The organism is Brevundimonas basaltis, from assembly GCF_014202075.1.
Classification (GTDB): domain Bacteria; phylum Pseudomonadota; class Alphaproteobacteria; order Caulobacterales; family Caulobacteraceae; genus Brevundimonas; species Brevundimonas basaltis.
Window position 1 is genome coordinate 396625 of sequence record NZ_JACHFZ010000003.1, and the last position, 21788, is coordinate 418412.

Consider the following 21788-nt stretch of genomic DNA (forward strand, 5'->3'; position numbering starts at 1 on the left):
TCAGCTGTGCGGTTGATAGTGGGGGCGGGTGCGGGCGGGCGCCAGTGCGCGCCCGCGGTCGGCGTCAGGCTTCGTCAGACGACGCGGCATTCGTTTGCGTGGAGTGTGATCGCGTGCAGACTGGCACAGGAGGAGCGCCCCATGACGACCCATTCGCTGAAACGCAGCCTGGCGGCCGTGCTCGCGGCCTCCCTCGCAGCCCCGCTGGCCTCCGCGCCCGTGACGGCCGCTGTCCCTGGCCAGGCCCGGGACGGTGTCGTCTCACCCGATAACTGCCGCGCGGTGGGCATCGAACTGGCGCCCGCCCGGCCGGAATACCGTGCAGGCCGCGTAGGGCCGACCAGCGCCGGCGTGGCCACGGCGTCTCCGATGCCGCCGCCGCCGCCCCCTCCGCCGCCTCCTCCGCCCCCGGTAGCGCACGCGCCGGCGCAGGAGATCGTGGTCACCGGCTCGCGGGTGCAGCGCGCCGACGCCGCCGCCTATGTGCCGCCTCCGGGGATGCCCGCTCCAACCGTCGCACCCGATACCGAGCGCTATCCCGACGCCACACCAAACCCGGTCCGGCGCGTGGCGGACGAGCCGGTTTCCACTTTCTCGATCGACGTCGACACCGCCAGCTATTCCAACGTGCGCCGGTTCATCGACGAGGGCCGGCTGCCCCCGCCTGACGCGGTGCGGGTCGAGGAGATGATCAACTTTTTCGACTATGGCTATGAGCGGCCGCGGTCAGCGTCCGAGCCGTTCGCCATCACCACGGCGGTGGCGGCCTCGCCGTGGTCGCCGGGCCGGCAGATCGTGCATGTGGCGCTGCAGGGTTATGAGCTGCCCGAGAGCCAGCGGCGGCCGCTGAATTTGACGTTCATGGTCGACGTGTCCGGCTCGATGCATTCGCCGGACAAGCTGGACATGGCCAAGAAGTCGATGAACCTGATCATCGACCGGCTCCGGCCGCAGGACCGGGTGGCGGTCACCTATTACGCCTCTGACGTCGGCACGGCCGTGGGACCGACGCCGGGCGACCAGAAGCTGAAGCTGCGCTGCGCCGTGGAGGCGCTTAACGCGGGCGGCTCGACCGCCGGGGCGCAGGGCATGGTCAACGCCTACAGCCAGGCCGAGGCCGCCTTCGGACGCGACAAGGTCAACCGCATCCTGATGTTCACCGACGGCGACTTCAACGTCGGCGTGACCAACGACCAGCGGCTGGAGGACTATGTCGCCGCCAAGCGGGAGACGGGCATCTATCTGTCGGTCTACGGCTATGGACGCGGCAACTACCAGGACGCCCGGATGCAGACCATCGCCCAGGCCGGCAACGGCACGGCGGCCTATGTAAACAACCTCGAGGAGGCGCGCCGCCTGTTCGGCCCGGCCTTCAACCGCGGGGCTTTCCCGATCGCCGACGACGTCAAGATCCAGGTCGAGTTCAACCCCGCCCGGGTCAGCGAATACCGGCTGATCGGTTACGAGACCCGGATGCTGAACGAGGCGGACTTCAACAACGATCGCGTCGACGCGGGCGAGGTCGGCTCGGGCGCCTCGGTGACGGCGCTGTATGAAATCACCCCGGTCGGCGGACCGAGCCAGATCCCCGAGCGGCGCTACGACCAGAACCGTCCCGGCGTCGGCGGCGGCGACCCGAGCGGCGAGGTCGGCTTCGTCCAGGTCCGCTACAAGCTGCCGGGCGAGCGGGACTCGCGGCTGATGCAGAGGGTGCTGTCGAACAGCACCGGCTCCGGTCGTGTTTCGGCCCAGCCGCCGGAAAGCACCCGCTGGGCCCTGGCCGTCGCCGCCTTCGGCCAGAAGCTGCGCAACGATCCGTGGATGGGCGCCGACTACGGCTGGGACGATATCCTGGAACAGGCCCAGGGCGCGCGCGGCGACGACCCCTACGGCCAACGGGCGGACTTCGTGCAGCTGATCCGCGCGGCGGGGGCGATGGAGGCGCAAGCGCGGCCGTAGTAAGGCTGGGGGGTGACGCAACACATCACCCCCAAGACCGCCCGCCGCATCGCGCTCGCGGCGCAAGGCTTCGGCCGGACACCCCCCGCGGCGCCCGGCCGCAAGCATGTCCGGGACCTCGTCCGCAAACTGGGCGTGGTGCAGATCGACAGCGTCAATGTGGTGACGCGGACCCACTATCTGCCCGCCTTCTCGCGACTGGGAGACTATCCGCGCGAGGCGCTGGAGGCCGAGGCCTGGGGCAGCCGGCGCGGACTATTCGAATACTGGGGGCACGAAGCGTCGCTGCTGCCGATAGAGCTGCAGCCGCTGCTGCGCTGGCGCATGGCGCGGGCCGAGGCGGGCGAGATGTGGACCGGTCTGTCGCGCTTCGGGTGCGAGCGGCGCGACTATATCGACGGGGTGCTGACGAAGATCGAACGGCGCGGGCCGGTGACCGGCGCCGACTTCAACGACGCGCCGCGCGGGGCGCCGGGCTGGTGGGAATGGTCGGACGGCAAGCGGGCGCTGGAGTGGCTGTTCTGGGCCGGGCGGATCACCACGAAGACGCGGCGCGGCTTCGAGCGGGTCTATGACCTGACCGAGCGGGTCCTGCCGGCGCGGATCGTCGAGCTGCCGACGCCCGACGAGGCGGACGCGCAGCGCGAACTGGTGCGAATCGCGGCGCGGGCATTGGGCGTGGCGACGGCGGCGGACCTGCGGGATTATTTCCGGCTGCCGCTGGCGGACGCGAAGGCGCGGGTCGCCGAACTGGTCGAGGCGGGGGAACTGACGCCGGTCTCGGTCAAGGGCTGGCGGCAGCCGGCGTATCTGGCGGCGGGGGCGCGGACGCCGCGCAAGGTCGCGGCCAGCGCCCTGCTCTCTCCGTTCGACAACCTGATCTGGACCCGCGACCGAACCGAGCGGCTGTTCGGTACGCGGGTGCGGCTGGAGATCTACACCCCGGCGCACAAGCGCACGCACGGCTATTACGTCCTGCCCTTCCTCGAGGACGAGGCGATCACGGCGCGGGTCGATCTGAAATCGGACCGGCAGGCGGGCGTGCTGCGGGTGCAGGCGGCGTGGCGGGAGCCGGACGCGACGGCGGAGACGGCGGAACGATTGGCGGCGGAGCTGCGGCGGATGGCCGGATGGCTGGGACTCGAGGGGGTCGAGGTCGCCGGAAAAGGGGACCTGGCGGAGGCTCTGAAGAGGGTCTCGCCAGCGTGAGGAATTCGACGACGGAATCGCGAGGAATTCGACGACCGCCGATGAAGAATTCGGGGACGACGGATACGGCCGGGACAGCCGGAGCTATCCGGGCCGTTGGCGCGGTCTTCAGACGTCGAACTTCACGCCCTGGGCGAGCGGCAGGTCGCTACTGAAATTCACCGTCTGGGTCTGGCGGCGCATATAGGCCTTCCAGGCGTCCGAGCCGGATTCGCGGCCGCCGCCGGTGTCCTTCTCGCCGCCGAAGGCCCCGCCGATCTCGGCGCCCGAGGGGCCGATGTTGACGTTGGCGATGCCGCAGTCCGACCCCCAGGCCGAGAGGAAGGCCTCGGCCTCGCGGACGCTGTCGGTGAAGACGCAGGACGACAGGCCCTGTGGGACGGCGTTCTGCATGGCGACGGCCTCGTCGAAGTCCGACCAGGTCATGACGTAGAGGATGGGGGCGAAGGTCTCATGCTCGACCACGGCGGTCTGGGCCGGCATGCGGACGATGGCGGGGCGGACGTAGCAGCCGTCGCGATCCACGCGGTCGCCGCCGACGACGATCTCGCCGCCCTGCTCGACCGCCTGACGCAGGGCGGTCTCGAAGCCCTGCGCCGACGCCTCGTCGATCAGGGGGCCGACCAGGACGCCGTCCTCGCGCGGATCGCCCACCGGCTGGGTGGCGTAGGCCTTCGCCAAGCGCTCGATCAGGCCGTCCGCGATGCTGTCGTGCACCAGCAGGCGGCGCAGGGAGGTGCAGCGCTGGCCGCAGGTGCCGACGGCGGAGAAGGCGACGGCCCGCACCGCCATGTCGAGATCGGCCGATGGGGCGACGATCATGGCGTTGTTGCCGCCCAGCTCGAGCAGCGAGCGACCGAGGCGGGCGGCGACAGTCTGGGCGACCGCCCGGCCCATCCGGGTGGAGCCGGTGGCGGAGACAAGCGGGATGCGGACGTCGGCCGCGAGGGTCTGGCCGGTGTCGTGGCCGCCGATGACGACCTGAGACAGACCCTCCGGGGCATCGCCGAAGCGGGCGAGGGCGCGATCGAGGACGGCCTGGGTGGCGAGGGCGGTCAGGGGCGTCTTTTCGGACGGCTTCCAGATCACCGGATCGCCGCAGACGAGGGCGAGAGAGGCGTTCCAGGCCCAGACCGCGACCGGGAAGTTGAAGGCGGAAATGACCAGCACCGGCCCCAGCGGCTGCCAGGTCTCGCGCATGTGATGGCCGGGGCGTTCGCTCGGCAGGGTCAGGCCATAGAGCTGGCGCGACAGGCCGACGGCGAAGTCGCAGACGTCGATCATCTCCTGAACCTCGCCGAGGCCCTCGGAGACGATCTTGCCGGCTTCGAGGGTGACGAGGCGGGCAAGGTCGTCCTTGGAGGCGCGCAACTCCTCGCCGAGCAGGCGGACCAGTTCGCCGCGGCGCGGGGCGGGCACGCGCTTCCAGGCGTGGAATGCCCGGGCCGAGCGAGCCACGACGGCGTCGAGATCGGCGGTGGCGACGAGCGTTCCGGCGCTGGAGCCGTCGATGGGCGAGCGCGTCGGCATGACCCCGCCCCAGGCGGCCTCGGCCACGCCCAGTCGTTGAAGAATGGCCTTCGCCTCGTTCGCCGCCGTCATGATCACGCTCCTGCCGATGCAGCAGCGCTTAGACTCCCCGGCCGACGAACGAAAGGGCCGCCCCGTCGCCAGAGCGGCCCCTGTGGTTCGTGGTCGATTACCAGCGGCCGCGGTGCGATGCGCGCTGGAGCTTGTACTGGATCCGGTCCAGACGGCGGTCCAGATCGTAGTACTCGGCCCGGCTCAGCCCGTGGCGGGCGTAGCGGCGCTCGAGCCGCTGATACTGGTGCATCTCGCGGGCCAGGTCCCGGGCTTCGCCGCGATGGATCGCGCCGCTCCAGGCGAGGCGCTCGATATGCTGCGACAGCACGCGGGCGCGATAGTCGAGGTCGCGCGAGGCGTAGCCGTAGCCTCGGGCGTCGTAGCCGTAGCCGCGGTGGCCGTAGCCGTAGCCCTGGCTATAGCCGGGCGAGCCGAAGCTGAGGGTCACCCCGAAATTCTGGGCCAGCGCCGGGGTCGATACCATGACCGCGGACGCCGCCAGCACGGGAAGCAGGGCTTTCCTGATCATGGCGGTCTTCATTGCGTGTCCTTTCGTGTCCGGGATCATCCCGGTTGATGAACACATAATGGCAGGTCGCCCCTGACCCTCGCCTGAGGGGTTCGTTGTCTCACAGTCAGGAACCGGCGCGGAGCCGACGGGTTGATTGGCCAGACCGGAAAACAGGAGAGAGCCCGATGAAAGTTCGCGACGTGATGAGCAAGGACGTGCAGGTCGCCCGTCCCGGAGACACCCTGCAAGACGTGGCCTCGCGCATGGCCAGTGGTGATTTCGGCTTCATGCCGGTGGCCGACGGCGACCGGTTGATCGGCACGATCACCGACCGGGACATCGTCATCCGCGCGGTGGCCGGCGGCGCCGCCTGCACCTCGCCGGTGGTCGAATATATCAGCCGGGATGCGCGGACCGCCTACGCCGACGACGATCTGAGGACGGTGCTGGACGCCATGGGCGACAAGCAGATCCGCCGCCTGCCGGTGCTGGACAAGGACGAGCGGCTGGTCGGCGTCGTGTCGCTGGGCGACCTTTCAATCCGGGTGAAGGAGAAGTACGCCGGCGAGGCGCTGGAGGACATCTCGCGCCCGTGACCGGCCGGCGGCGTTAACCCTTTCGCCAAACCACGTGTTCACCCGCACGGGCGATGCTTGTCGCTCATGACGGGAGACGCCGATGGCGCGCGCGCAGTTCCAGAAGGGTCAGAAGGTCTGGGTCGAATGTGTCGGCGCCTGGGCCCAGATCGAGAAGGTCCAGCCGGTCTGGGCCAAGGGCTTCGAGGAGCCGGTGCGGGTCACCTACGACGTGGGCTTGGGCCGGGAGTTCCTCGGCCACGAGTTGCTGCTGCCCGCCGAGGACCCGGCCGCCAACGGCGGCGAAAGCTGGCGGCTGATGCGCGCGCGGAACAAGTGGCAGACCGCCGACGACACCCCGCACCATCCCTACCCCGGCACCTACCCCGTGGTGGTCACGGACAAGGCGGACTGGGGCGGTTGGCGCGTGCCGGGGGCGGAATACGACCGCGATCCGGAGCAGATCGAATTCCAGGCCCGACTGATAGCGGCGGCGCCCAAGCTGATGGCGTTGGCCGAGCGGATGGTGGCGGCGGTGGACGACTCTCCGGAGGATGCGCCGCCCGAGATGCTGGCCATGGCCCGCGACGCCCGCACGGTGCTGAAGAGCGTCACCGACGTTCTGGCCGCGCCCACGGAGGCGTCCGCGGCGGCTCCGGCGCCCTCGCGCGCCGCCTGAGATGACACGCCCACGCAATTGATCCACTGCCGCGGCCGGCCAGGCCTCGACAGGAATCCGCGACGCAGCCTAGATTCAGCCATCGTCGCCGAATCGTCCGGGAGAGCGCCTTGCGGGGCAGTGAGCGCCGCATAACCCCGCAAGGACGGCGCGCCCAGGACCGGCGCAAGGGCCCACCCGCATGGGTGCGGATCGCCATTCTCGCCGTCACCCTGGCGATCGCCGCCTATGTGCTTCTGTTTGCTCGCGAAGTCGCGCGTCCGGGCCAGGAGGCGGACGCCCTGCGCATGGTGGCGGTGGATCGCGAGGCGCGGCTGCTGGCGCTGGAGACCGAAACCCGCATCGCGCCGGTCGAGGCTGCGGTCCGGGCCGCTACCGCCGAGGCGCGGAGCCCCGCCGAAACGATCCGGCAGGCACGGGCCGCTGCGCCGAGCCAGGCCTTCGCGGTGGTCTCGAGCGCTGACGACGTCGTCGCGGTCGCGGGCGCCGCCGGCGCGGATTTCGCGGCCACGCCGGGCAAACCGTCTCTGGCGGCCGATGGCGCCGCCCTGCTGGTCTCACGCCCGATGACGGATGGTCTCCGTCTGGTCGGCCGGGCGCCCCTGCCCTCGCTGAGGACCACCGACGGGGTGGATCTGTGGCTGCTTTCCGACCCGAGTACGCTCCTGGTGGGCGGATCGGCGAAGGCGGCGCCGGGGCTGGAAGCGCTGCCGGCCGATGGTCGGGGCGATGGCGTGACCCTGACGCTGTCCGACGGCGCGGTGCGGCGGACGACGGTGGCGGTCGGCGACAGCGGCCTGATCGCCGTCGCCTCGACGCGGGTCAGCGTTGGCGCGGGCGCTCTGCTGGACGACGCTGTGGTGCTGACGGCGCCGTTCGCCGTAGGCGTTCTGGTGCTGCTCCTGACCCTGTTGCAACAGCGGAAACAGGTCGGGATCAGCCGGCAGTGGGCGGCGTCTGAGCGGCGCTTCCGCGGCGCGGTCGAGGCGGCTCGGTGCGGGGTCTGGGACTGGGACCTGGAGACCGGCCAGCTTCTGCTGTCCGATTATATGGCCGACCTGATGGGCCTGGAACGCACCGGCGCCGTGTCAGTCGAGGCGATGATGGAGCGGATTCATCCGCGCTACCGCGAGGCCGTGAACCACGCGCTGCGTCAGGCCGAGACGTTCGGGACGTTCGAGGTCAGCTTCCCCGTGCCGGATCCCCACGGTCGCGCCCGCTGGATCGACGCTCGCGGCCAGGCACGCGGCGAACGCGGCGAGGACGGCTTCTCCTCGATCCTCGGCATCGCCCTGGACACCACCGAGGCGCGCCGGGCCAAGGCTCACGCCCAGGCCGCCGAGGGACGTCTGCGCGACGGCATCGAGAGCGTGTCGGACGCCTTCGTGCTGTTCGATCGGCAGGGCCGATTGATCCTGTCGAACCAGGCCTTCCAGGACGCCTTCAGTTTCGCGCCTGGCGTGCTTCGCAAGGGCGCCATGAAGACCGACCTGAACCGTATCGCCGCCCTGGCGATAAAGTCGGAACAGCCCGCCGCCGGGGGACGCGCCGGGGCACGCGAGGTCGAGTTGCACGACGGCCGTTGGCTGCAGCTGGTGGAACGCTTCACCTCCGACGGCGGCTCGGTCGTCTCGGCGGCGGACATCACCGCCATCAAGGAGAAGGAGGCGGAGCGTCAGCGGGCATCCGAGCGGTTGCACGCCACCATAGCCGAGCTGGAGGATCGAGAGGAGAAGCTGTCGCTGCTGGCCCGTAAGTACGAGATCGCCATGACCCGGGCCGAGGCCGCGAACCAGGCCAAATCGGAATTCCTCGCCAATATGAGCCACGAGCTGCGCACGCCGCTGAACGCCATCAACGGCTTCTCGGAGATCATGGCCGGCGAGATGTTCGGACCGCTCGGCGATCCCAAATACAAGGGCTATGCGGCCGACATTCTGAAGTCAGGCCAGCATCTGCTCAGCCTGATCAACGACATCCTCGACATGGCCAAGATCGAGGCCGGCAAGCTGACGCTGCATTATGAACCGGTGTCGCTGAAGGAGATCGTCGAGGACGCGGCGCGTCTGATGCGCGGACGGATCGAGGAATCGGGGCTGAAGTTGCTGGTCGACGCGCCGGACATGCCGACCATCGAGGCCGATCATCGCGGCCTGAAGCAGGTGATGCTGAACCTGCTGTCCAACGCCGTGAAATTTACGCCCGAGGGCGGCGACATCGTCGTGGCCCTGTCGCGCGGCGACGACGGCCGGGTTCGTGTGGCCGTGACCGATACCGGAATCGGCATCGCCGCTGAAGATCTGAACCGGCTGGCGCGGCCGTTCGAACAGGTCGAGGGCCAACATTCCAAGACCACCCAGGGCACTGGCCTCGGTCTGGCGCTGACCAAGTCGCTGATCGAGCTGCACGGCGGGACCCTGACGCTGGAGAGCGAGCCCGGGCGCGGCACGACGGTCAGTTTCGACCTGCCCATCCGCCGTCCGGGTCAGACGGTCGAGCCTCAGGCGCGGGCCGCCTGAGGCCGTTCACTCCGCTGCGCGAGGCGGGGCCTCGCGGGCCTTGCGGTCACCCTTGTTGCGGACCACGACCCGACCCCGCCGGGTGAGGATTTCCGAGAGGGCCGCCCGATCATCGGGCTCCAGCGTCGCCAGCACCGCCACGGCGTCGGCCTCGAGCCGGGCCCGGCCGCGCAGTTCCGCCGCGCGGGATTCCTCGAGCAGGGCGGAGACCCGCTCGGGATCGAAATCGCCCGAGCGGACCAGGGCCGTCGCCTGACGCCGCTTGAGCCGGGTCTCCTCGAAGTCGGGACGGGCCGCGCGAGCGGAGGCGCGCAGGGTCTCGCGCACGTTCTCGCGCACCGCCGGATCGAGCCCTTCGACGACAGTCATGAACGACCGGTCGCGGGGCGCGCGGTGCTGGGCCTCGATGCGGCGTTCGACGTCGGCGCGGCCCACGAGCAGGGTCGCCCCCGCCGCCACAGCAAAGAGGTTCAGCGCCACCGAGGCGGCGAGCGCGATCTTCAGCGTCCTGGGGCTCAACCGAGCACCTCCGTATCATCCACGCCGAGCAGGGAGGATTGGTAGAGAACAGCGTCGGCCTGGGCGTCGGCGGTCACATGACTGGTCAGCATCACGCCCGCGACCACGCCCGCGCAGGTGGCCACGGCCCAGCCCGCCCCGAAGGCCAGCGACAGGCGATCGATCCACATCCGGCCGGCGCGACCCGCCCTGCCTCCGGCCGAGGCGGCGGCGGTCAACACCCGGTCGCGCAGCGCCGCCGACACCTGCGGCGCCGGCGAACGGTGCAGCAGGGCGTCGACCGCGTCGGCCTCGGCGAGCGCCGGCGCCGAAATATCCGCCCGGGTCGCCGCGAAGGCGTCCGCAGCCGCGCGTTCGCCTTCCGGCCAGCGCCGACGGTCCGCGCCGTAGGCGGCCACGAGAGCGAGGAAGCGTTCCGCCGTCATCACGTTCATACTCCTTCGGCGCCGGGGCGATGCCCGGCCAGCGCCAGTCTCAACGCTCGCCGTCCACGCGACAGCAGGCTTTCCAGTGCCTCGACGCTGATCTCCATCAGTCCCGCGGCCTCGATGTTCGACAGTTCCTGATAATGACACAGCACGATGGCCTCGCGCTGCCGATCGGGCAAGCGGGCGAGGGCGTCGTTCACCGCGAAGCCGATGTCGGCGGCGTGCAAGCCGCGGTCCGGCGCCGGGCCGTCGTCGCGCCGATCCGGCATGATGTCGGTCGGAACCTCGCGGCGCCGCCTGAGGCGGTCGTAGCAGAGGTTCAAGGCGACCCGATGCAGCCAGGTGTCGAACCTGGCCTTGCCGGACACCCAGCGCGGCGCCTGACGCCAGGCCCGCACCATGGCCTCCTGGGCGACATCCTCGGCCTCGACCGGGTCGCCGAGCATGCGTTGGGCAAGCGCCAGCATGCGCGGCAGCTTGCGCGCGACCATGGCCTGGATGGCCGCTGGATCGCCCTGACCCACGCGGCGCACCAGATCCTCGTCGGGGTCGGCGAATGTCGCCATCCGGCCTCGTGGAAAGGTTGCTCCGAGGCCGGTGAGGTCGAGGACCGCCGCGCCCGCCATCTGCTTACTCCGAAGCGGGCGTCGAAGGCGACGCCTGTTGCGAGCGGCGGGCCTCGCGGCGCTCCATCATGCGCTCGCGCCGGTGCTGCCGGCGATCGGCCCGGGCCGCCTGACGTTCGGCGGCGGTGATGTAGCCGTCGCTGTCGGCGTCCATGCGCGCGAAGCCGGCTTCGGCGCGGGCCCGGGCCTCGGCGATGACCACCGGGCCGCGGTCGGCCATCCGTCCGGCGCGGGGGGCGGCGGCGCGGTTCTGGCCGCGACGGAGGTGACGCGGCGCGCGCTCGGCGCGGTCTTCGCTCCGGCGCTCGCGACGGGCGTCGAACTCGGCCTTGCTGATGGCGCCGTCATCGTCGGCGTCGAGGCGGTCGAAGCGGGCGTCCGCGCGCTCTGCGCGGCGGGCCTGACGGGCGGCGCGCATCTCGTCGCGGGTGACCGAGCCGTCCTCATCGGAGTCGGCGGCCGTGAGGCGCTGAATGCGCGTGTCGACGACTTCAGCGCGGCTGAGGCGCTGGTCGCCGTCGGCGTCGGCGCGGAAGGCGCGGGCCTGCGGACGGTCCGGGGATTGCTGGGCGACGGCCATGCCGCCTGCCGCGAGGGTCAGGGCGGCCAGAGCGCCCGCCAGAAGGGTCTTGTTCATCTCGATCTCTCCATGGCCGCCCGACGCGGCCGCGCATCCCTGTCTGGAGAGTGAAACGCGGCTGGCGTCAGTCTCCGTCGCCGGCCGGCGGCAGGGCCGCCTCGAAGGCGGCGCGGGCGGCGGCGCGCGCCCTGGCCAGCCCGGCCTTCAGGGCGCCGTAGTCCGGAAAGCCGGCGGCCTTGGCCAGCCGCTCCCGGAAGCCTTCCGGCTCCTGATCCGGGTCGGGGCGGTCGTCGAAGGCGGCGCCGAGAATCTGGCTGAGAGCCTGCTGCAGCCGCCAGGCCTCGGCCAGTTCCGGATCTTCGGACAGAGCCTCGAGGGTGGAGACGGTCAGGGGCTCGCCCGCTCGCGCCTGGCGGAGCTGACGCACCTGGGCGACGAACTCCGCGTCGACCTGTCCGCCGGGGGCCAGTTTGACGTCCCAGTGGCCCTGCGCCGGGCGCTGGCGCTCCATGCGGTCGCGCATGCGGCGGGCGTCGGCTGCGAAGCTGATATCCGGACGCGGCCGGCGCAGGATAGTGTCGAGCGCCGCGGTCACCCGCGCGCCGAAGGCCTCGTCGTCGGCCCAGACGACGCGAGCGCGGGTCAGGGCCATGAACTCCCAGGTGTCGGCCTCGGTCGCATAATAGTCCTCGACCGCCGACAGGCGCAGGGACACCGGTCCCTTGGACGCGCCGGGACGGAGCCGCATGTCGACCTCGTAGAGCCCGCCCTCGGCCGTGTGCGCCGACAGGGCCGCGATCAGCCGCTGGGTGAAGCGCGAATAGAACACGCCCGGCGCCCAGTCCTTGCGGTCCGACACCGCATCCCCGGGCGCGTCATAAACCGTCATCAGGTCGAGGTCCGAAGTCGCGGTCATCTCGCGCGAACCGGCCTTGCCGAGGGCGACGACGGCCACGGCGCCGCCGGGCAAGGCCCCGCCCTGACGGACGGTCTCGGCCATGGCCGCGGACGCGAGAGCGCTGAGGCAGGCGTCGGCCAAGGTGGTGTAGGCGCGCCCGGCCTCCTCGGGTCCGACCCGGCCGGTCAGGGTCTGGACGCCGATGCGGAACATCTGCTCGCGATGGACGCGGCGCACCACGTTCATGGCGATCTCGAAATCGGGCGCGGCGGCGGTATCGGCTCCCATCTGGGCGACGACGCCCGTGTCCTCCTCGATGCTGCGGGCGAAGCGGGCGTCCAGCATGCTGTCCAGCGCCGCCGGATAGCGGCCGAGGGTGCGGGCCAGCCGCGGGGCGAAGGCCATGACGCCGACGACGAGGTCGAACAGCTTCGGCTGGGCCAGGAACAGGGCCTGGACCTGCACGCCGCCGCTGAGGCCGGAGAAGAACACGGCGAACCGGCGGAACGCCGCGTCGGCGGCGCCGGTGTCCGCCAGCGCCGTCAACAGGCGCGGGGCGAGGCGGGTGAACAGCTCGCGGCCGCGGGCGGTGCGCGTCGCCGGAATGCGGCCGTGGTGCCAGCCGCGGATGGTCTCGGCGACCATGACCGGGTCGGAGAAGCCCATGCGGTCGAGCGTCTTCAGCGTCTCGGGATCGTTGTCGACGCCGGTGAAGACGAGCGAGCCATAGGGGGACGACAGTTCCTCCTCGCCCTCGAACAGCTCGCCGTAGCGCCGGTTGACCCCGACCAACAGGGCTTCGACACCGGCGTCGAAGCCAGACAGGTCTGCGACCCCGGCCAGGGCGGCGACGCGGCGACGGGCGGCGGGGTCTTCCGGCAGGCTGTGGGTCTGCTCGTCGTCCAGCATCTGCACCCGGTGCTCCAGCCGGCGCAGGGCGACATAGGCGTCGGTCAGTTCGGCGCAGGCGTCGACGGCGACATGTCCCGCGTCGCGCAGGGCCGCCAGGGCGTCGACGGTGCGCGGCGCGCGCAGGCCGGGATCGCGGCCGCCGAGGATCAGCTGCTGGGTCTGGGCGAAGAACTCGATCTCGCGGATGCCGCCCCGGCCCAGCTTGAGATTGGCGCCCGCCGCCTCAAGGCCGTCGCCGGTCTTGTGGACATGGATCTGCCGCTTGATCGACTGGATGTCGAGTATGGCGGGGTAGTCGAGGCTGCGGCGCCAGATGAAGGGGCGAAGCGCCTTCAGAAAGTCGGCTCCAGCCCCGGGATCGCCGAGCACCGGCCGGGCCTTGATGAAGGCGGCCCGCTCCCAGTTCTGACCGACGCTCTCGTAATAGGCCAGGGCCGTCGGGGCGGCGACCACGGGCGGTGTCGAGGATGGGTCCGGACGCAGGCGCAGGTCGACGCGGAAAACATAGCCGTCGCCGGTACGCTCCTGCATCAGGACCGCCAGAGACTGGGCCAGGCGGTCGACGAAACGCTGCGGCTCCACCCCCTCGGCCAGAGCGGGGATCAGGGCCTCCGGCTCCCAGAACAGGCTGATGTCGATGTCGGAGGAATAGTTGAGCTCGAAGGCGCCGTGCTTGCCCATGGCGAGGCCGAAGAGGCCGGGGACGGGTCCGCGCAGATCGTCGGCGGAGCTGACCAGTTTGCCCCGTTCGCGCTGATCGTGGGCGACGGCGCGCAGGGCGGCGGCGACCGACGCATCGGCGAAGCGGCTGAGGGCGTCGGTCACCTGATCGAGGTTCCAGACGCCCCCGAGATCGGCGAGGGCGGTCAGCAGATGCAGTTCGCCCTTGAGCCGGCGCAGGGGGGCGCGCAGGTCGTCGGCGCCGCCGGCGAGGGCGTCGGTGGCGGCGAGGATGGCGGCGAGGCGGAAGGCCGACGGCTCCTCCAGGGTGGTCCGAAGCCGATCCGGCCAGCGCCGCGCCAGACCGAACAGATAGGGCGAGGCGGCGAAGGCCGGCGCGAGGACCGGCCAGGCGGTGTCGAGAACTTCGAGCCAGCCCGCCCCGGACGCCTCCCCGGCCAGGCGCTCGCGGGCGCGATCGGCGGCTTCAGGGTCGACGACGGGGCCGCACGCCGTCAGGGCCGCGGCCAGCCCCTCGCTCACGCCGCGTCCGCCGGCGGCAGGACGAGGGCGACGCGCAGGCCGGGGCCGAAGCCGCCGTATTCGCCGGGTCCTTCGTCCAGCTGGACACGACCTCCGTGGGCCTCGAGCACGGCGCCGACCAGCGACAGGCCGAGACCGGAGCCGGGCTCGGTGCGGCTGTTGTCGAGGCGGACGAAGCGCTGGATGACCCGCTCGCGGTCACCCTCGGGCACGCCGGGGCCGGTGTCGGTGACCGAGAATTCGATCTCGCCCGAGCTGCGGCGGCGGGCGCGAAGCATCACGGCGCCGCCGGTCGGCGTGTATTTGATGGCGTTGTCGATGACGTTCGCGATCGCCTGGGCGAGGAAGGGCCGGTTGGCCTCGACCATCAGGCCGCGCTCGATCTCGGCCGAGAACTCCAGCCCCTTGTCCTCGGAGGCGGGCTCGTAGAGCTCGGCCATGTCGGCGGCGAGCTCGGCGGCGTCAAAGCGCTGGGGGTCGGGGGTGCGGCCGGCCGCCGCCTGCAGACGGGCGATGGCGAGAACGGTGTTGAAGGTCTTGAGCAGGTTGTCGGCTTCGTCGAGCGCCAGCTGCAGGGCGTCGACGCCGTCGATCTTGCCGGCCTCGGCGTCGATCAGCGACACCTCCAGCTTGGCCCGCATGCGGGTCAGGGGCGAGCGCAGATCGTGGGCGATGGCGTCGCCGGCGTGGCGGATCGAAGCCATCGACGCCTCGAGCCGGTCGAGCATGGTGTTCAGCCCGGCCCCCAGCTCGTCGAGCTCGTCACCGGAGTTGCGCACCGGGGCGCGGGCCTTCAGGTTTCCCTCCTGCACCGCCAGGACGACCTTGTTGAGCCGGCCCATCGACTTCTCGAGATTGCGGCTGACCAGCACCCCGCCGGCGAGGCCGAGCAGCAGGACGATGCCCATGGCGCCCCAAAGGGCCTGGGTCAGGCGGGCCAGATAGGCCTCGGTGTCGCCGAGCGAGCGGCCGACCAGCAGCATCTCCCCGCCCGAGAGACGGACCTGGACGGCGCGCACCTGGGGCCGGCGCACCCGCCCCTCGGCGTCGGTTTCGGTGAACGGGAAGGTGATCCACTGGCGGTCGCTCTCCATCGTCTCGATCGGCGACTGGTTGAGACTGCCGGTGACGGTGCCGCCGTCTTCGTCGAGCAGCAGATAGACGAAGGCGCTCTGGGTCAGGGAGCGGTCGATCAGGGCCTTGTTCAGGGCGTCGAAGCCGCGGGCGTCATAGACGCCGGCCAGCACCTGCATCTCGCCGCGCACCTCGCGCTCGGCGTTGACCCGGGCCTCGGCGGCGGAGGCGAAATAGACCCAGGCGAGGATGGCGCTGGCCGCCGCCGCGAACAGGGCGAGGAACAGCAGCGTCAGCCGGAAGGGCGTGCGGCGAAGGAGGGAGGGGAGCTTCATCGGGAGGCGTCAGGCCTCCAGCCGGTACCCCGCGCCGCGGACCGTCTGCAGCATGGCGTGGTCGAAGCCCTTGTCGATCTTGGCGCGCAGGCGGCTGATGTGGACGTCGATGACGTTGGTCTGGGGGTCGAAATGGTATTCCCAGACCTTCTCCAGCAGCATGGTGCGGGTGACCGACTGGCCGGCGTGGCGCATCAGGAATTCGAGCAGCTGGAACTCGCGCGGCTGCAGGTCGATCTCCTGATCGCCGCGGTGAACGGTGCGGGCGATCAGGTTCATCTCGAGGTCGCCGACCTTGAGCATGGTGGCGACCGAGCCGGTCTCGCGGCGGCGGGACAGGGCCTCGACCCGGGCGATCAGCTCCGAGAAGGCGTAGGGCTTGACCAGATAGTCGTCGGCGCCGGCCTTGAGGCCCGCGACACGGTCGTCGACCTCGCCCATGGCTGAGAGGAACAGCACCGGGGTCTGGTCGCCGTCCTTGCGCAGGGTCTCGACCATGCCGATGCCGTCGAGGCGGGGCATCATGCGGTCGACGACATAGACGTCGTAGCCGCCCTTCTGGGCCTCCAGCAGACCGAAGGCGCCGTCGACGGCGTGGGTCGGCTCGTGACCCGCCTCGGTCAGCCCGCGGACCATGGCGGTCGCGGCTTCGGCGTCGTCTTCGACCACCAGGATGCGCATGGAATCAGCCCCTCAGATGCGGAATCGCCGCCGATGTTAGCGCATCGGCGGCGATGGGGGCAGTTACCGCTTATTCAGGATCGGGAAGGTCCACGACCACCGGCACGCTGCCATTCCCGGGTGTCCACACCATGAGCAAGACGCTGTCGCGGCCAGCGCGCCGGACAGCCTCCACGGCAGCCCGGAGTTCGGCCACCGTCCGTACCGGCACGCTGCCGACTCGCTGGATGACAACGCCGCCGGACTGGAAGCGGCGATCCCCGCCGCGCCCGATCCCGGTGACAAGAACGCCTTCCACCCGGGCCGGCGCGCCGATCTGCTCGCGCATGGCTGCGGTCAGGGGCGTGACGTTAAGCCCAAGCACCGTGGCGGTGGAGGGCGTCGGAACCTCGGGTTGCGCGGACGACCCGCGGCCGTCGCCCTGTCCGCTGTTGCGTTCGCTGGCCGATGGCCGAACGCCGAGTCTCAGATTGGCCGTGCGCCGGTTCCCGTCCCGCAAGTATTCCAACCGTGCGGTCTGCCCCGGCTGGAGCGCGCCGACCCGGCGGGTCAGATCGTTAGAATCTACCACGGGCCGGCCGTTCAGGGCGACGATCACGTCGCCGAACTGGAGCCCGGCGGCGGCGGCCGGGCCGCCCGGCTCGGCCGTGTTCACCAAGGCGCCCTTGGTGTCTGCAGGCAGCCCGAGCGCCTTCAGCGTCTCCCCATCAGCATTGCCGATGGTGACGCCGATGTAGCCGCGCTCGATAGTTTCGCCGCGCATCAGCCGATCGGTGATCGGCTTGGCGGTCGAGGCCGGAATGGCGAAGCCGATCCCGACGGAGTTGCCCGTCGGCGAATAGATGGCGGAGTTCACGCCGATGACCCGGCCATAGATGTCGAAGGTCGGCCCGCCGGAATTGCCGCGGTTGATGGCGGCGTCGATCTGAAGATAGTCGGTGTAGGGCGTATCCGCGTCGATGCCGCCGCGCCCCTGCGCCGACACGATGCCCGCCGTCGCGGTTCCGCCGAGTCCGAACGGGTTTCCCACGGCGATCACCCAGTCGCCGACCCGGGGCTGTGCCTGCTCCTCGAATGTCACGAACGGATAGCCGGCGCCGTCCACCTTGATAACAGCCAGGTCCGTGTCCTCATCCCGTCCAACCAATCGGGCCTGAAGCTCGCGCTGGTCGGCGAGCCGCACAGTGATCTTGGTCGCGTTCGCGACGACGTGGGAGTTGGTGACGATGTAGCCGTCGCCGGAAATGAAGAAGCCGGACCCTGCACCAACGGAGGTCGGAGCTTCCTCGCCCTCCTCAAGCTCAGGCACCGGGACGCCGAAGGGGATTCCCGGGATGCGGAGCACACCGCCAGGCGGACGCTCGATCGGTGCTTCGACGTCGATCTGCACCACCGCCGGGGCGACCTGCTGGAAGATGTCGGCGAAGCTGAGGGGGGCGCCTTGCGGGGGGGCGAAGAGGCCGGCGGGACCGGCGTTCGGGGCCAGACGGCCGGACGCGCCGGCGACGGGGCCGGCCTCGGCGGTGGGCCAGTCGATGACGCCCCCGGCGGTGGCGCCGGCCGCGAGAACCAGGCCGAACGTGGCCCCCAGCATGAATTCCTTACGCTTCATCATCGGGTTTCGTACGATCCTTTCGTCGGGCGCGGAGGCCCGGTCAGTTCCGTCAATATAGGGCGCCGGCCGCTATCGCCAACGCCGGGACGCGAGGATGGGTCCGTCCGGCCCCTAGTCGTCAGACGGCTTTGCGTCAGGATCACGGCGAAGCTCGTCCCCGGCCACGATATCGGCCAGCCGGGCCTCTTCGTCCGCGGTGAGGGGCGCGACCTCGACGCGGCGGCGGCGCGACCGCAGCAGAAGCAGGGCGAAGACGGCGGCCATCAGGACCACCGGACCGAACCACAAGAGCCAGGTCCCGAGGCGGACCGGCGGCTGGAACAGCACGAAATCGCCGTAGCGGCGGACCAGATCCTGCTCGATCTCGGCGTCGGTGCGGCCGGCGGCGATCTGGTCGCGGACCAGCTGGCGCATGTCGGCGGCGATGACGGCGGGGCTGTCGGCGATGGCCTCGTGCTGGCAGACGACGCAGCGGATGTCGTCGAACAGGGCCTGGGCCCGGGCTTCCTGGGCGGCGTCCGGCAGCGGCCGGTCCGGCGTGGGCGGCGGTTCCTGGGCCGCCGCGGCGGTCACGGACAGCGAGGCCATGGCGATCAGCAGGATGCGCTTCATGCCCTGGCCTCCCGCCGGCTGACGCCGAGCCGCAGGCGGCGATCCATCAGCGACAGCCCCCCGCCGAGCGCCATCAGGGCCGGGCCGAGGAAGATCAGCCGCGCCCACGGGTTCCACCACACGCGGACGCTCCAGGCGGGTTCTCCGGCCTCGGTCCGGCCGCGTTCGCCGAGCACCACATAGACGTCGTCGAGACCGCGGAAGTCGAGGCCGACCTCGGTGGTGGTCTGGCCGCCGGCCGGGAAGAAGCGGCGTTCGGCGGTGATCTCGCGCGGCGCGGCGCCGGAGCGAAGGGAGACCGTCAACCGGCCGCGTTCGGCGAGATAGTTGGGGCCCTCGACCACCCGGACGTCGTCGAGGCGCACGGTCCAGGGACCCGCCTCGACCACCTCGCCGATGGCGATCGGGCGGGCGGCCTCGGCGCGATAGCCGGTCTCGACCACGGCCCCGAGCACGAAGACGCCGAGGCCGGCATGAGCCACGGTCATGCCCCAGGCTCCCAGCGGCAGGCCCCGCGCGCGGCGCAAACTCTCTGCGACGGGGGCGCGGAACAGGCGGATGCGCTCACCGGTTTCGGACAGCGCCCCGAGGATCAGCCAGGCGCCGAGGCCGATCCCGGCCGCCGCCAGCGCCTTGCGCGGCTCGAACACGGCGAGGCCGGCCAGCGCCAGCAGGACGGCGAGGCCGGCGGCGACGGCGAGCCGCTGCATCACGCCGGGCAGGTCGCCCCGCTTCCACGCCAGCAACGGCCCGGCCGGCAGTATCAGAAAGGCGACGGCCATCAGCGGCGTGAAGGTCAGGGCGAAATAGGGCGGGCCGACCGAGATGGTCGAACCGTTCACGGCCTCGAGGATCAGCGGATAGAGGGTGCCGAGCAGGACGGTGGCGCAGGCGGCGGTCAGGAACAGGTTGTTGAGCACCAGCGCGCCTTCGCGGCTGACCGGGGCGAACATCCCGCCGCCCTTCAGTTGAGGCGCGCGCCAGGCGAACAGGCCGAAGGCCAGACCGCCGGTCAGGCCGAGAATAGCCAGCAGCATCAGACCGCGCTCGGGATCGACGGCGAAGGCGTGGACGCTGGTCAGCACGCCCGAGCGGACCAGGAAGGCGCCGAGCATCGAGAAGGTGAAGGCCAGCAGGGCGAGGAAGGTGGTCCATCCGGCCAAGGCTCCGCGCCGCTCGGTGACCACGGCCGAGTGCAGCAGGGCCGTGCCGGCCAGCCACGGCATGAAGCTGGCGTTCTCGACCGGGTCCCAGAACCACCAGCCGCCCCAGCCGAGTTCGTAATAGGCCCAGAAGCTGCCGAGGGCGATGCCGACGGTCAGGAAGGCCCAGCTGGCCAAGGCCCACGGCCGCACCCAGCGGCCCCAGGCGGGCCAGAAGGCCGAGTTGGCGCGGCCCTCGATGAGGGCGGCGACCGCCAGCGAGAAACAGACCGAAAAGCCGACGTAGCCCGCGTAAAGCAGCGGCGGGTGGAAGGCGAGCGCCGGGTCCTGCAGCAACGGGTTCAGGGACGCGCCCTGGAACGGGGCCGGGTCGAGCCGCGCGAACGGGTTGGAGGTGAAGACGGCGAAGGCGAGGAACAGCACGCCGAGGAACCCCTGCGCCGCCACCGCCGAGGTCTTCAGCCCGAACGGCAGGTCCCGCGCCCGGGCCAGGGCCGCGCCGAACGCGGTCAGGACCAGGCACCACAGCACCAGAGAGCCCTCGTGACTGCCCCAGGCGCCGGCCACCTTGTAGAGCATCGGCTTGTCGGTGTGGCTGTTGGCGGCGACGTTGGCGACCGAGAAGTCCGAGCCGGCGAAGGCGTGGATCAGGACGGCGAAGGCGACGGCCACGGCCACGGCCGAGCCGATGGCGGCGCCGGCGGCGGCCCCGGCCAGCACCGGGCTGCGGCGCACCCTCCCGGCGACGGCCAGTCCGGTTTGCAGCGCCGCCAAGGCGAAGGCGAGGATGAGGGCGAAGGCGCCCGTTTCGACGATCACGGAGTGGCCGGGGAACTGTCGACCGGACGCCATTCGCCCTTGGCCTTGAGGCGGTCGGCGACCTCGCGCGGCATGTAGGTTTCGTCGTGTTTGGCCAGCACCTGGGTGGCGCGGAAGCTGCGGTCGGGCAGGAAGGCCCCTTGCGCCACCACGCCCTCCCCTTCCGCGAACAGGTCGGGCAGGTCGCCCTGGTAGACGACGCGAGTGGTGGCGACGTTGTCGGTGACCGCGAAAGCGACCTGACCCGAGCCGTCGCGGACGACGCTGCCGGTCTCGACGAGGCCGCCCAGCCGCACGACGCGACCCGCCGGGGCGTTCTCAGGCGTGGCTTCGGACGGGGAGAAGAAGAAGGTCACGCTGTCGCGCATCGCATACAGGGACAGGCCAACGGCCAGCGCCAGCACTGGGGCGACGGCGGCCACGACCCACAGGCGGCGGCGGGCCTTGGGGGATTTGGGCAGCCAGCTCACGATCCCGCTCCGGCCAGTCGGGCCTCAAGCCCGGCCCGGTCCGGGTCGCCGGCCGGCAGGGCCGCGATCAGGGGGGCCCACATCTCGCGGGCCATCGCGAGCTCGCCCCGCGCCAGGGCCGCCTCGCCGAGGAAATAGCGGGCGCTGCCCTGACCGGGATCGATCTCCAACGCGCGGCGGAAGGCGGCTTCGGCATCGGCGCCGACCGCCCCGCCGTTGACCCGCACCAGGCTCTGTCCCAGCCGCGACGAGGCGCCGGCGTCGTCGGGCTGAAGCGCGGCCGCGCGGCGGAAGGCGGAGACGGCGCCGATCGGATCGCCGGCCCCGGAGCGGGCCACCCCGAGCATGGTCAGGGCCTGATAGTCGTCCGGACGTTGCTCCACTTCACGCGCCACCACCGCTGCGATCTGCGGCGGCTGGAGGGTGTCGAGCCGCGTCGCCCATTCCTCGACGCGGCGCTCATACGATTGGTCGGGCAGGCCCGGCGCGGCGATCAGCAGATAGAGGCCGAGCGCGGCGGCGACCGCAGTCATGACGCCACCCAGCACCCAGACCCGGTCGCGCCCGCCGGCGACGACCGGAGCCGTGTCGCGCCGGGCCGACAGGATGCGGCGTCCGGCTTCGGCCCGGGCGACGGTCCAGCCGGCCTCGTCCAGCAGGCCGCGAGCCTTGAGGCGATCCAGCTCCGAGAGCTCAGCCGAGGCGACAGCGGGCGTCACCAGTTCGCCCTCCGCGTCGCCGCGCCGCGCGCCGGCCAGCACCAGCAGGCCCGCGAGCGCCGCCATCAGCGCCGTCATGATCCAGAACACCGTCATCG

General features: G+C 71.3%; 19 protein-coding genes. 5 read left to right on the forward strand and 14 right to left on the reverse strand.

What is annotated here, in order from left to right; translation table 11 throughout:
- The first annotated feature begins 141 nt into the window (after positions 1–141).
- Positions 142–1959: a vWA domain-containing protein gene (locus tag HNQ67_RS09495; protein ID WP_183254718.1), complete on the forward strand. Its 1818-nt coding sequence runs from the start codon at positions 142–144 to the stop codon at positions 1957–1959.
- A gap of 12 nt (positions 1960–1971) precedes the next feature.
- On the forward strand, positions 1972–3168 hold the full coding sequence (locus tag HNQ67_RS09500) for a DNA glycosylase AlkZ-like family protein (RefSeq protein WP_183254720.1): 1197 nt from the start codon (positions 1972–1974) through the stop codon (positions 3166–3168).
- Positions 3169–3276: 108 nt separating this feature from the next.
- Here the strand turns inward: HNQ67_RS09500 and amaB are convergent, their stop codons facing one another.
- The gene (amaB, locus tag HNQ67_RS09505; protein WP_183254722.1) at positions 3277–4770 is read right to left on the reverse strand and encodes an L-piperidine-6-carboxylate dehydrogenase; all 1494 of its coding nucleotides are present in this window, start codon (positions 4768–4770) and stop codon (positions 3277–3279) included.
- A 97-nt stretch (positions 4771–4867) separates the two neighbouring features.
- Positions 4868–5281, reverse strand: coding sequence for a hypothetical protein (locus HNQ67_RS09510; RefSeq protein WP_183254724.1), 414 nt, complete (start codon positions 5279–5281; stop codon positions 4868–4870).
- Positions 5282–5448: 167 nt separating this feature from the next.
- On the opposite strand from HNQ67_RS09510, the gene HNQ67_RS09515 reads away from it, so the two are divergent.
- The 3 genes from HNQ67_RS09515 (at position 5449) to HNQ67_RS09525 (ending at position 9036) form a co-directional block, all read left to right on the forward strand.
- Complete coding sequence (locus HNQ67_RS09515; RefSeq protein WP_183254726.1) at positions 5449–5859, forward strand: CBS domain-containing protein; 411 nt, start codon at positions 5449–5451, stop codon at positions 5857–5859.
- Positions 5860–5941: 82 nt separating this feature from the next.
- Entirely contained in the window at positions 5942–6517 is a 576-nt protein-coding gene (locus tag HNQ67_RS09520) for a hypothetical protein (RefSeq protein ID WP_183254728.1), read from the forward strand.
- Positions 6518–6627: 110 nt separating this feature from the next.
- Positions 6628–9036: a sensor histidine kinase gene (locus HNQ67_RS09525; protein ID WP_183254730.1), complete on the forward strand. Its 2409-nt coding sequence runs from the start codon at positions 6628–6630 to the stop codon at positions 9034–9036.
- Between the two features lie 6 nt (positions 9037–9042).
- On the opposite strand, the gene HNQ67_RS09530 is transcribed toward HNQ67_RS09525, so the two are convergent.
- The 12 genes from HNQ67_RS09530 to ccmI all read right to left on the reverse strand — a co-directional run bounded on the left by HNQ67_RS09530 (position 9043) and on the right by ccmI (position 21786).
- Entirely contained in the window at positions 9043–9555 is a 513-nt protein-coding gene (locus HNQ67_RS09530) for a periplasmic heavy metal sensor (RefSeq protein WP_183254732.1), read from the reverse strand.
- Positions 9552–9980: a hypothetical protein gene (locus tag HNQ67_RS09535; RefSeq protein WP_183254855.1), complete on the reverse strand. Its 429-nt coding sequence runs from the start codon at positions 9978–9980 to the stop codon at positions 9552–9554. The genes HNQ67_RS09530 and HNQ67_RS09535 overlap by 4 nt, the downstream gene beginning before the upstream one ends.
- A 5-nt stretch (positions 9981–9985) precedes the next feature.
- Positions 9986–10549, reverse strand: coding sequence for an RNA polymerase sigma factor (locus HNQ67_RS09540; protein ID WP_183254735.1), 564 nt, complete (start codon positions 10547–10549; stop codon positions 9986–9988).
- Positions 10550–10613: 64 nt separating this feature from the next.
- A complete protein-coding gene (locus HNQ67_RS09545; protein WP_183254738.1) occupies positions 10614–11246 on the reverse strand; it encodes an EF-hand domain-containing protein in 633 nt (210 codons plus the stop codon).
- Between the two features lie 67 nt (positions 11247–11313).
- The gene (locus HNQ67_RS09550; RefSeq protein WP_183254740.1) at positions 11314–14202 is read right to left on the reverse strand and encodes a bifunctional [glutamine synthetase] adenylyltransferase/[glutamine synthetase]-adenylyl-L-tyrosine phosphorylase; all 2889 of its coding nucleotides are present in this window, start codon (positions 14200–14202) and stop codon (positions 11314–11316) included.
- A complete protein-coding gene (locus tag HNQ67_RS09555) occupies positions 14199–15611 on the reverse strand; it encodes a sensor histidine kinase (protein WP_183254742.1) in 1413 nt (470 codons plus the stop codon). Before HNQ67_RS09555 ends, HNQ67_RS09550 begins: the two co-directional genes overlap by 4 nt.
- A 9-nt stretch (positions 15612–15620) precedes the next feature.
- Positions 15621–16292, reverse strand: a complete 672-nt coding sequence (locus HNQ67_RS09560) for a response regulator transcription factor (RefSeq protein ID WP_183254744.1) — start codon at positions 16290–16292, stop codon at positions 15621–15623.
- Positions 16293–16362: 70 nt separating this feature from the next.
- Complete coding sequence (locus HNQ67_RS09565; protein WP_183254746.1) at positions 16363–17907, reverse strand: trypsin-like peptidase domain-containing protein; 1545 nt, start codon at positions 17905–17907, stop codon at positions 16363–16365.
- Between the two features lie 111 nt (positions 17908–18018).
- Positions 18019–18519, reverse strand: a complete 501-nt coding sequence (locus HNQ67_RS09570; protein WP_183254748.1) for a cytochrome c-type biogenesis protein — start codon at positions 18517–18519, stop codon at positions 18019–18021.
- Positions 18516–20501 carry a cytochrome c-type biogenesis CcmF C-terminal domain-containing protein gene (locus tag HNQ67_RS09575; RefSeq protein ID WP_183254750.1) on the reverse strand — a complete coding sequence of 662 codons (1986 nt, stop codon included), beginning with the start codon at positions 20499–20501 and terminating at the stop codon, positions 18516–18518. The genes HNQ67_RS09570 and HNQ67_RS09575 overlap by 4 nt, the downstream gene beginning before the upstream one ends.
- The gene (gene ccmE / locus HNQ67_RS09580) at positions 20498–20971 is read right to left on the reverse strand and encodes a cytochrome c maturation protein CcmE (RefSeq protein ID WP_183254752.1); all 474 of its coding nucleotides are present in this window, start codon (positions 20969–20971) and stop codon (positions 20498–20500) included. Before ccmE ends, HNQ67_RS09575 begins: the two co-directional genes overlap by 4 nt.
- Positions 20968–21786, reverse strand: coding sequence for a c-type cytochrome biogenesis protein CcmI (gene ccmI / locus HNQ67_RS09585; protein ID WP_183254755.1), 819 nt, complete (start codon positions 21784–21786; stop codon positions 20968–20970). Before ccmI ends, ccmE begins: the two co-directional genes overlap by 4 nt.
- Positions 21787–21788: the final 2 nt, after the last annotated feature.

What these genes read in the sequence shown, in the direction of transcription:
- HNQ67_RS09535 (WP_183254855.1), bottom strand. Translation starts at nt 9,980, where the DNA reads ATGACGGCGGAACGCTTCCTCGCTCTCGTGGCCGCCTACGGCGCGGAC.
- ccmI (WP_183254755.1), bottom strand. Translation starts at nt 21,786, where the DNA reads ATGACGGTGTTCTGGATCATGACGGCGCTGATGGCGGCGCTCGCGGGC.
- HNQ67_RS09555 (WP_183254742.1), bottom strand. Translation starts at nt 15,611, where the DNA reads ATGAAGCTCCCCTCCCTCCTTCGCCGCACGCCCTTCCGGCTGACGCTG.
- HNQ67_RS09545 (WP_183254738.1), bottom strand. Translation starts at nt 11,246, where the DNA reads ATGAACAAGACCCTTCTGGCGGGCGCTCTGGCCGCCCTGACCCTCGCG.
- HNQ67_RS09495 (WP_183254718.1), top strand. Translation starts at nt 142, where the DNA reads ATGACGACCCATTCGCTGAAACGCAGCCTGGCGGCCGTGCTCGCGGCC.
- amaB (WP_183254722.1), bottom strand. Translation starts at nt 4,770, where the DNA reads ATGACGGCGGCGAACGAGGCGAAGGCCATTCTTCAACGACTGGGCGTG.
- HNQ67_RS09560 (WP_183254744.1), bottom strand. Translation starts at nt 16,292, where the DNA reads ATGCGCATCCTGGTGGTCGAAGACGACGCCGAAGCCGCGACCGCCATG.
- HNQ67_RS09570 (WP_183254748.1), bottom strand. Translation starts at nt 18,519, where the DNA reads ATGAAGCGCATCCTGCTGATCGCCATGGCCTCGCTGTCCGTGACCGCC.
- HNQ67_RS09565 (WP_183254746.1), bottom strand. Translation starts at nt 17,907, where the DNA reads ATGATGAAGCGTAAGGAATTCATGCTGGGGGCCACGTTCGGCCTGGTT.
- HNQ67_RS09540 (WP_183254735.1), bottom strand. Translation starts at nt 10,549, where the DNA reads ATGGCGACATTCGCCGACCCCGACGAGGATCTGGTGCGCCGCGTGGGT.
- HNQ67_RS09515 (WP_183254726.1), top strand. Translation starts at nt 5,449, where the DNA reads ATGAAAGTTCGCGACGTGATGAGCAAGGACGTGCAGGTCGCCCGTCCC.
- HNQ67_RS09510 (WP_183254724.1), bottom strand. Translation starts at nt 5,281, where the DNA reads ATGATCAGGAAAGCCCTGCTTCCCGTGCTGGCGGCGTCCGCGGTCATG.
- HNQ67_RS09520 (WP_183254728.1), top strand. Translation starts at nt 5,942, where the DNA reads ATGGCGCGCGCGCAGTTCCAGAAGGGTCAGAAGGTCTGGGTCGAATGT.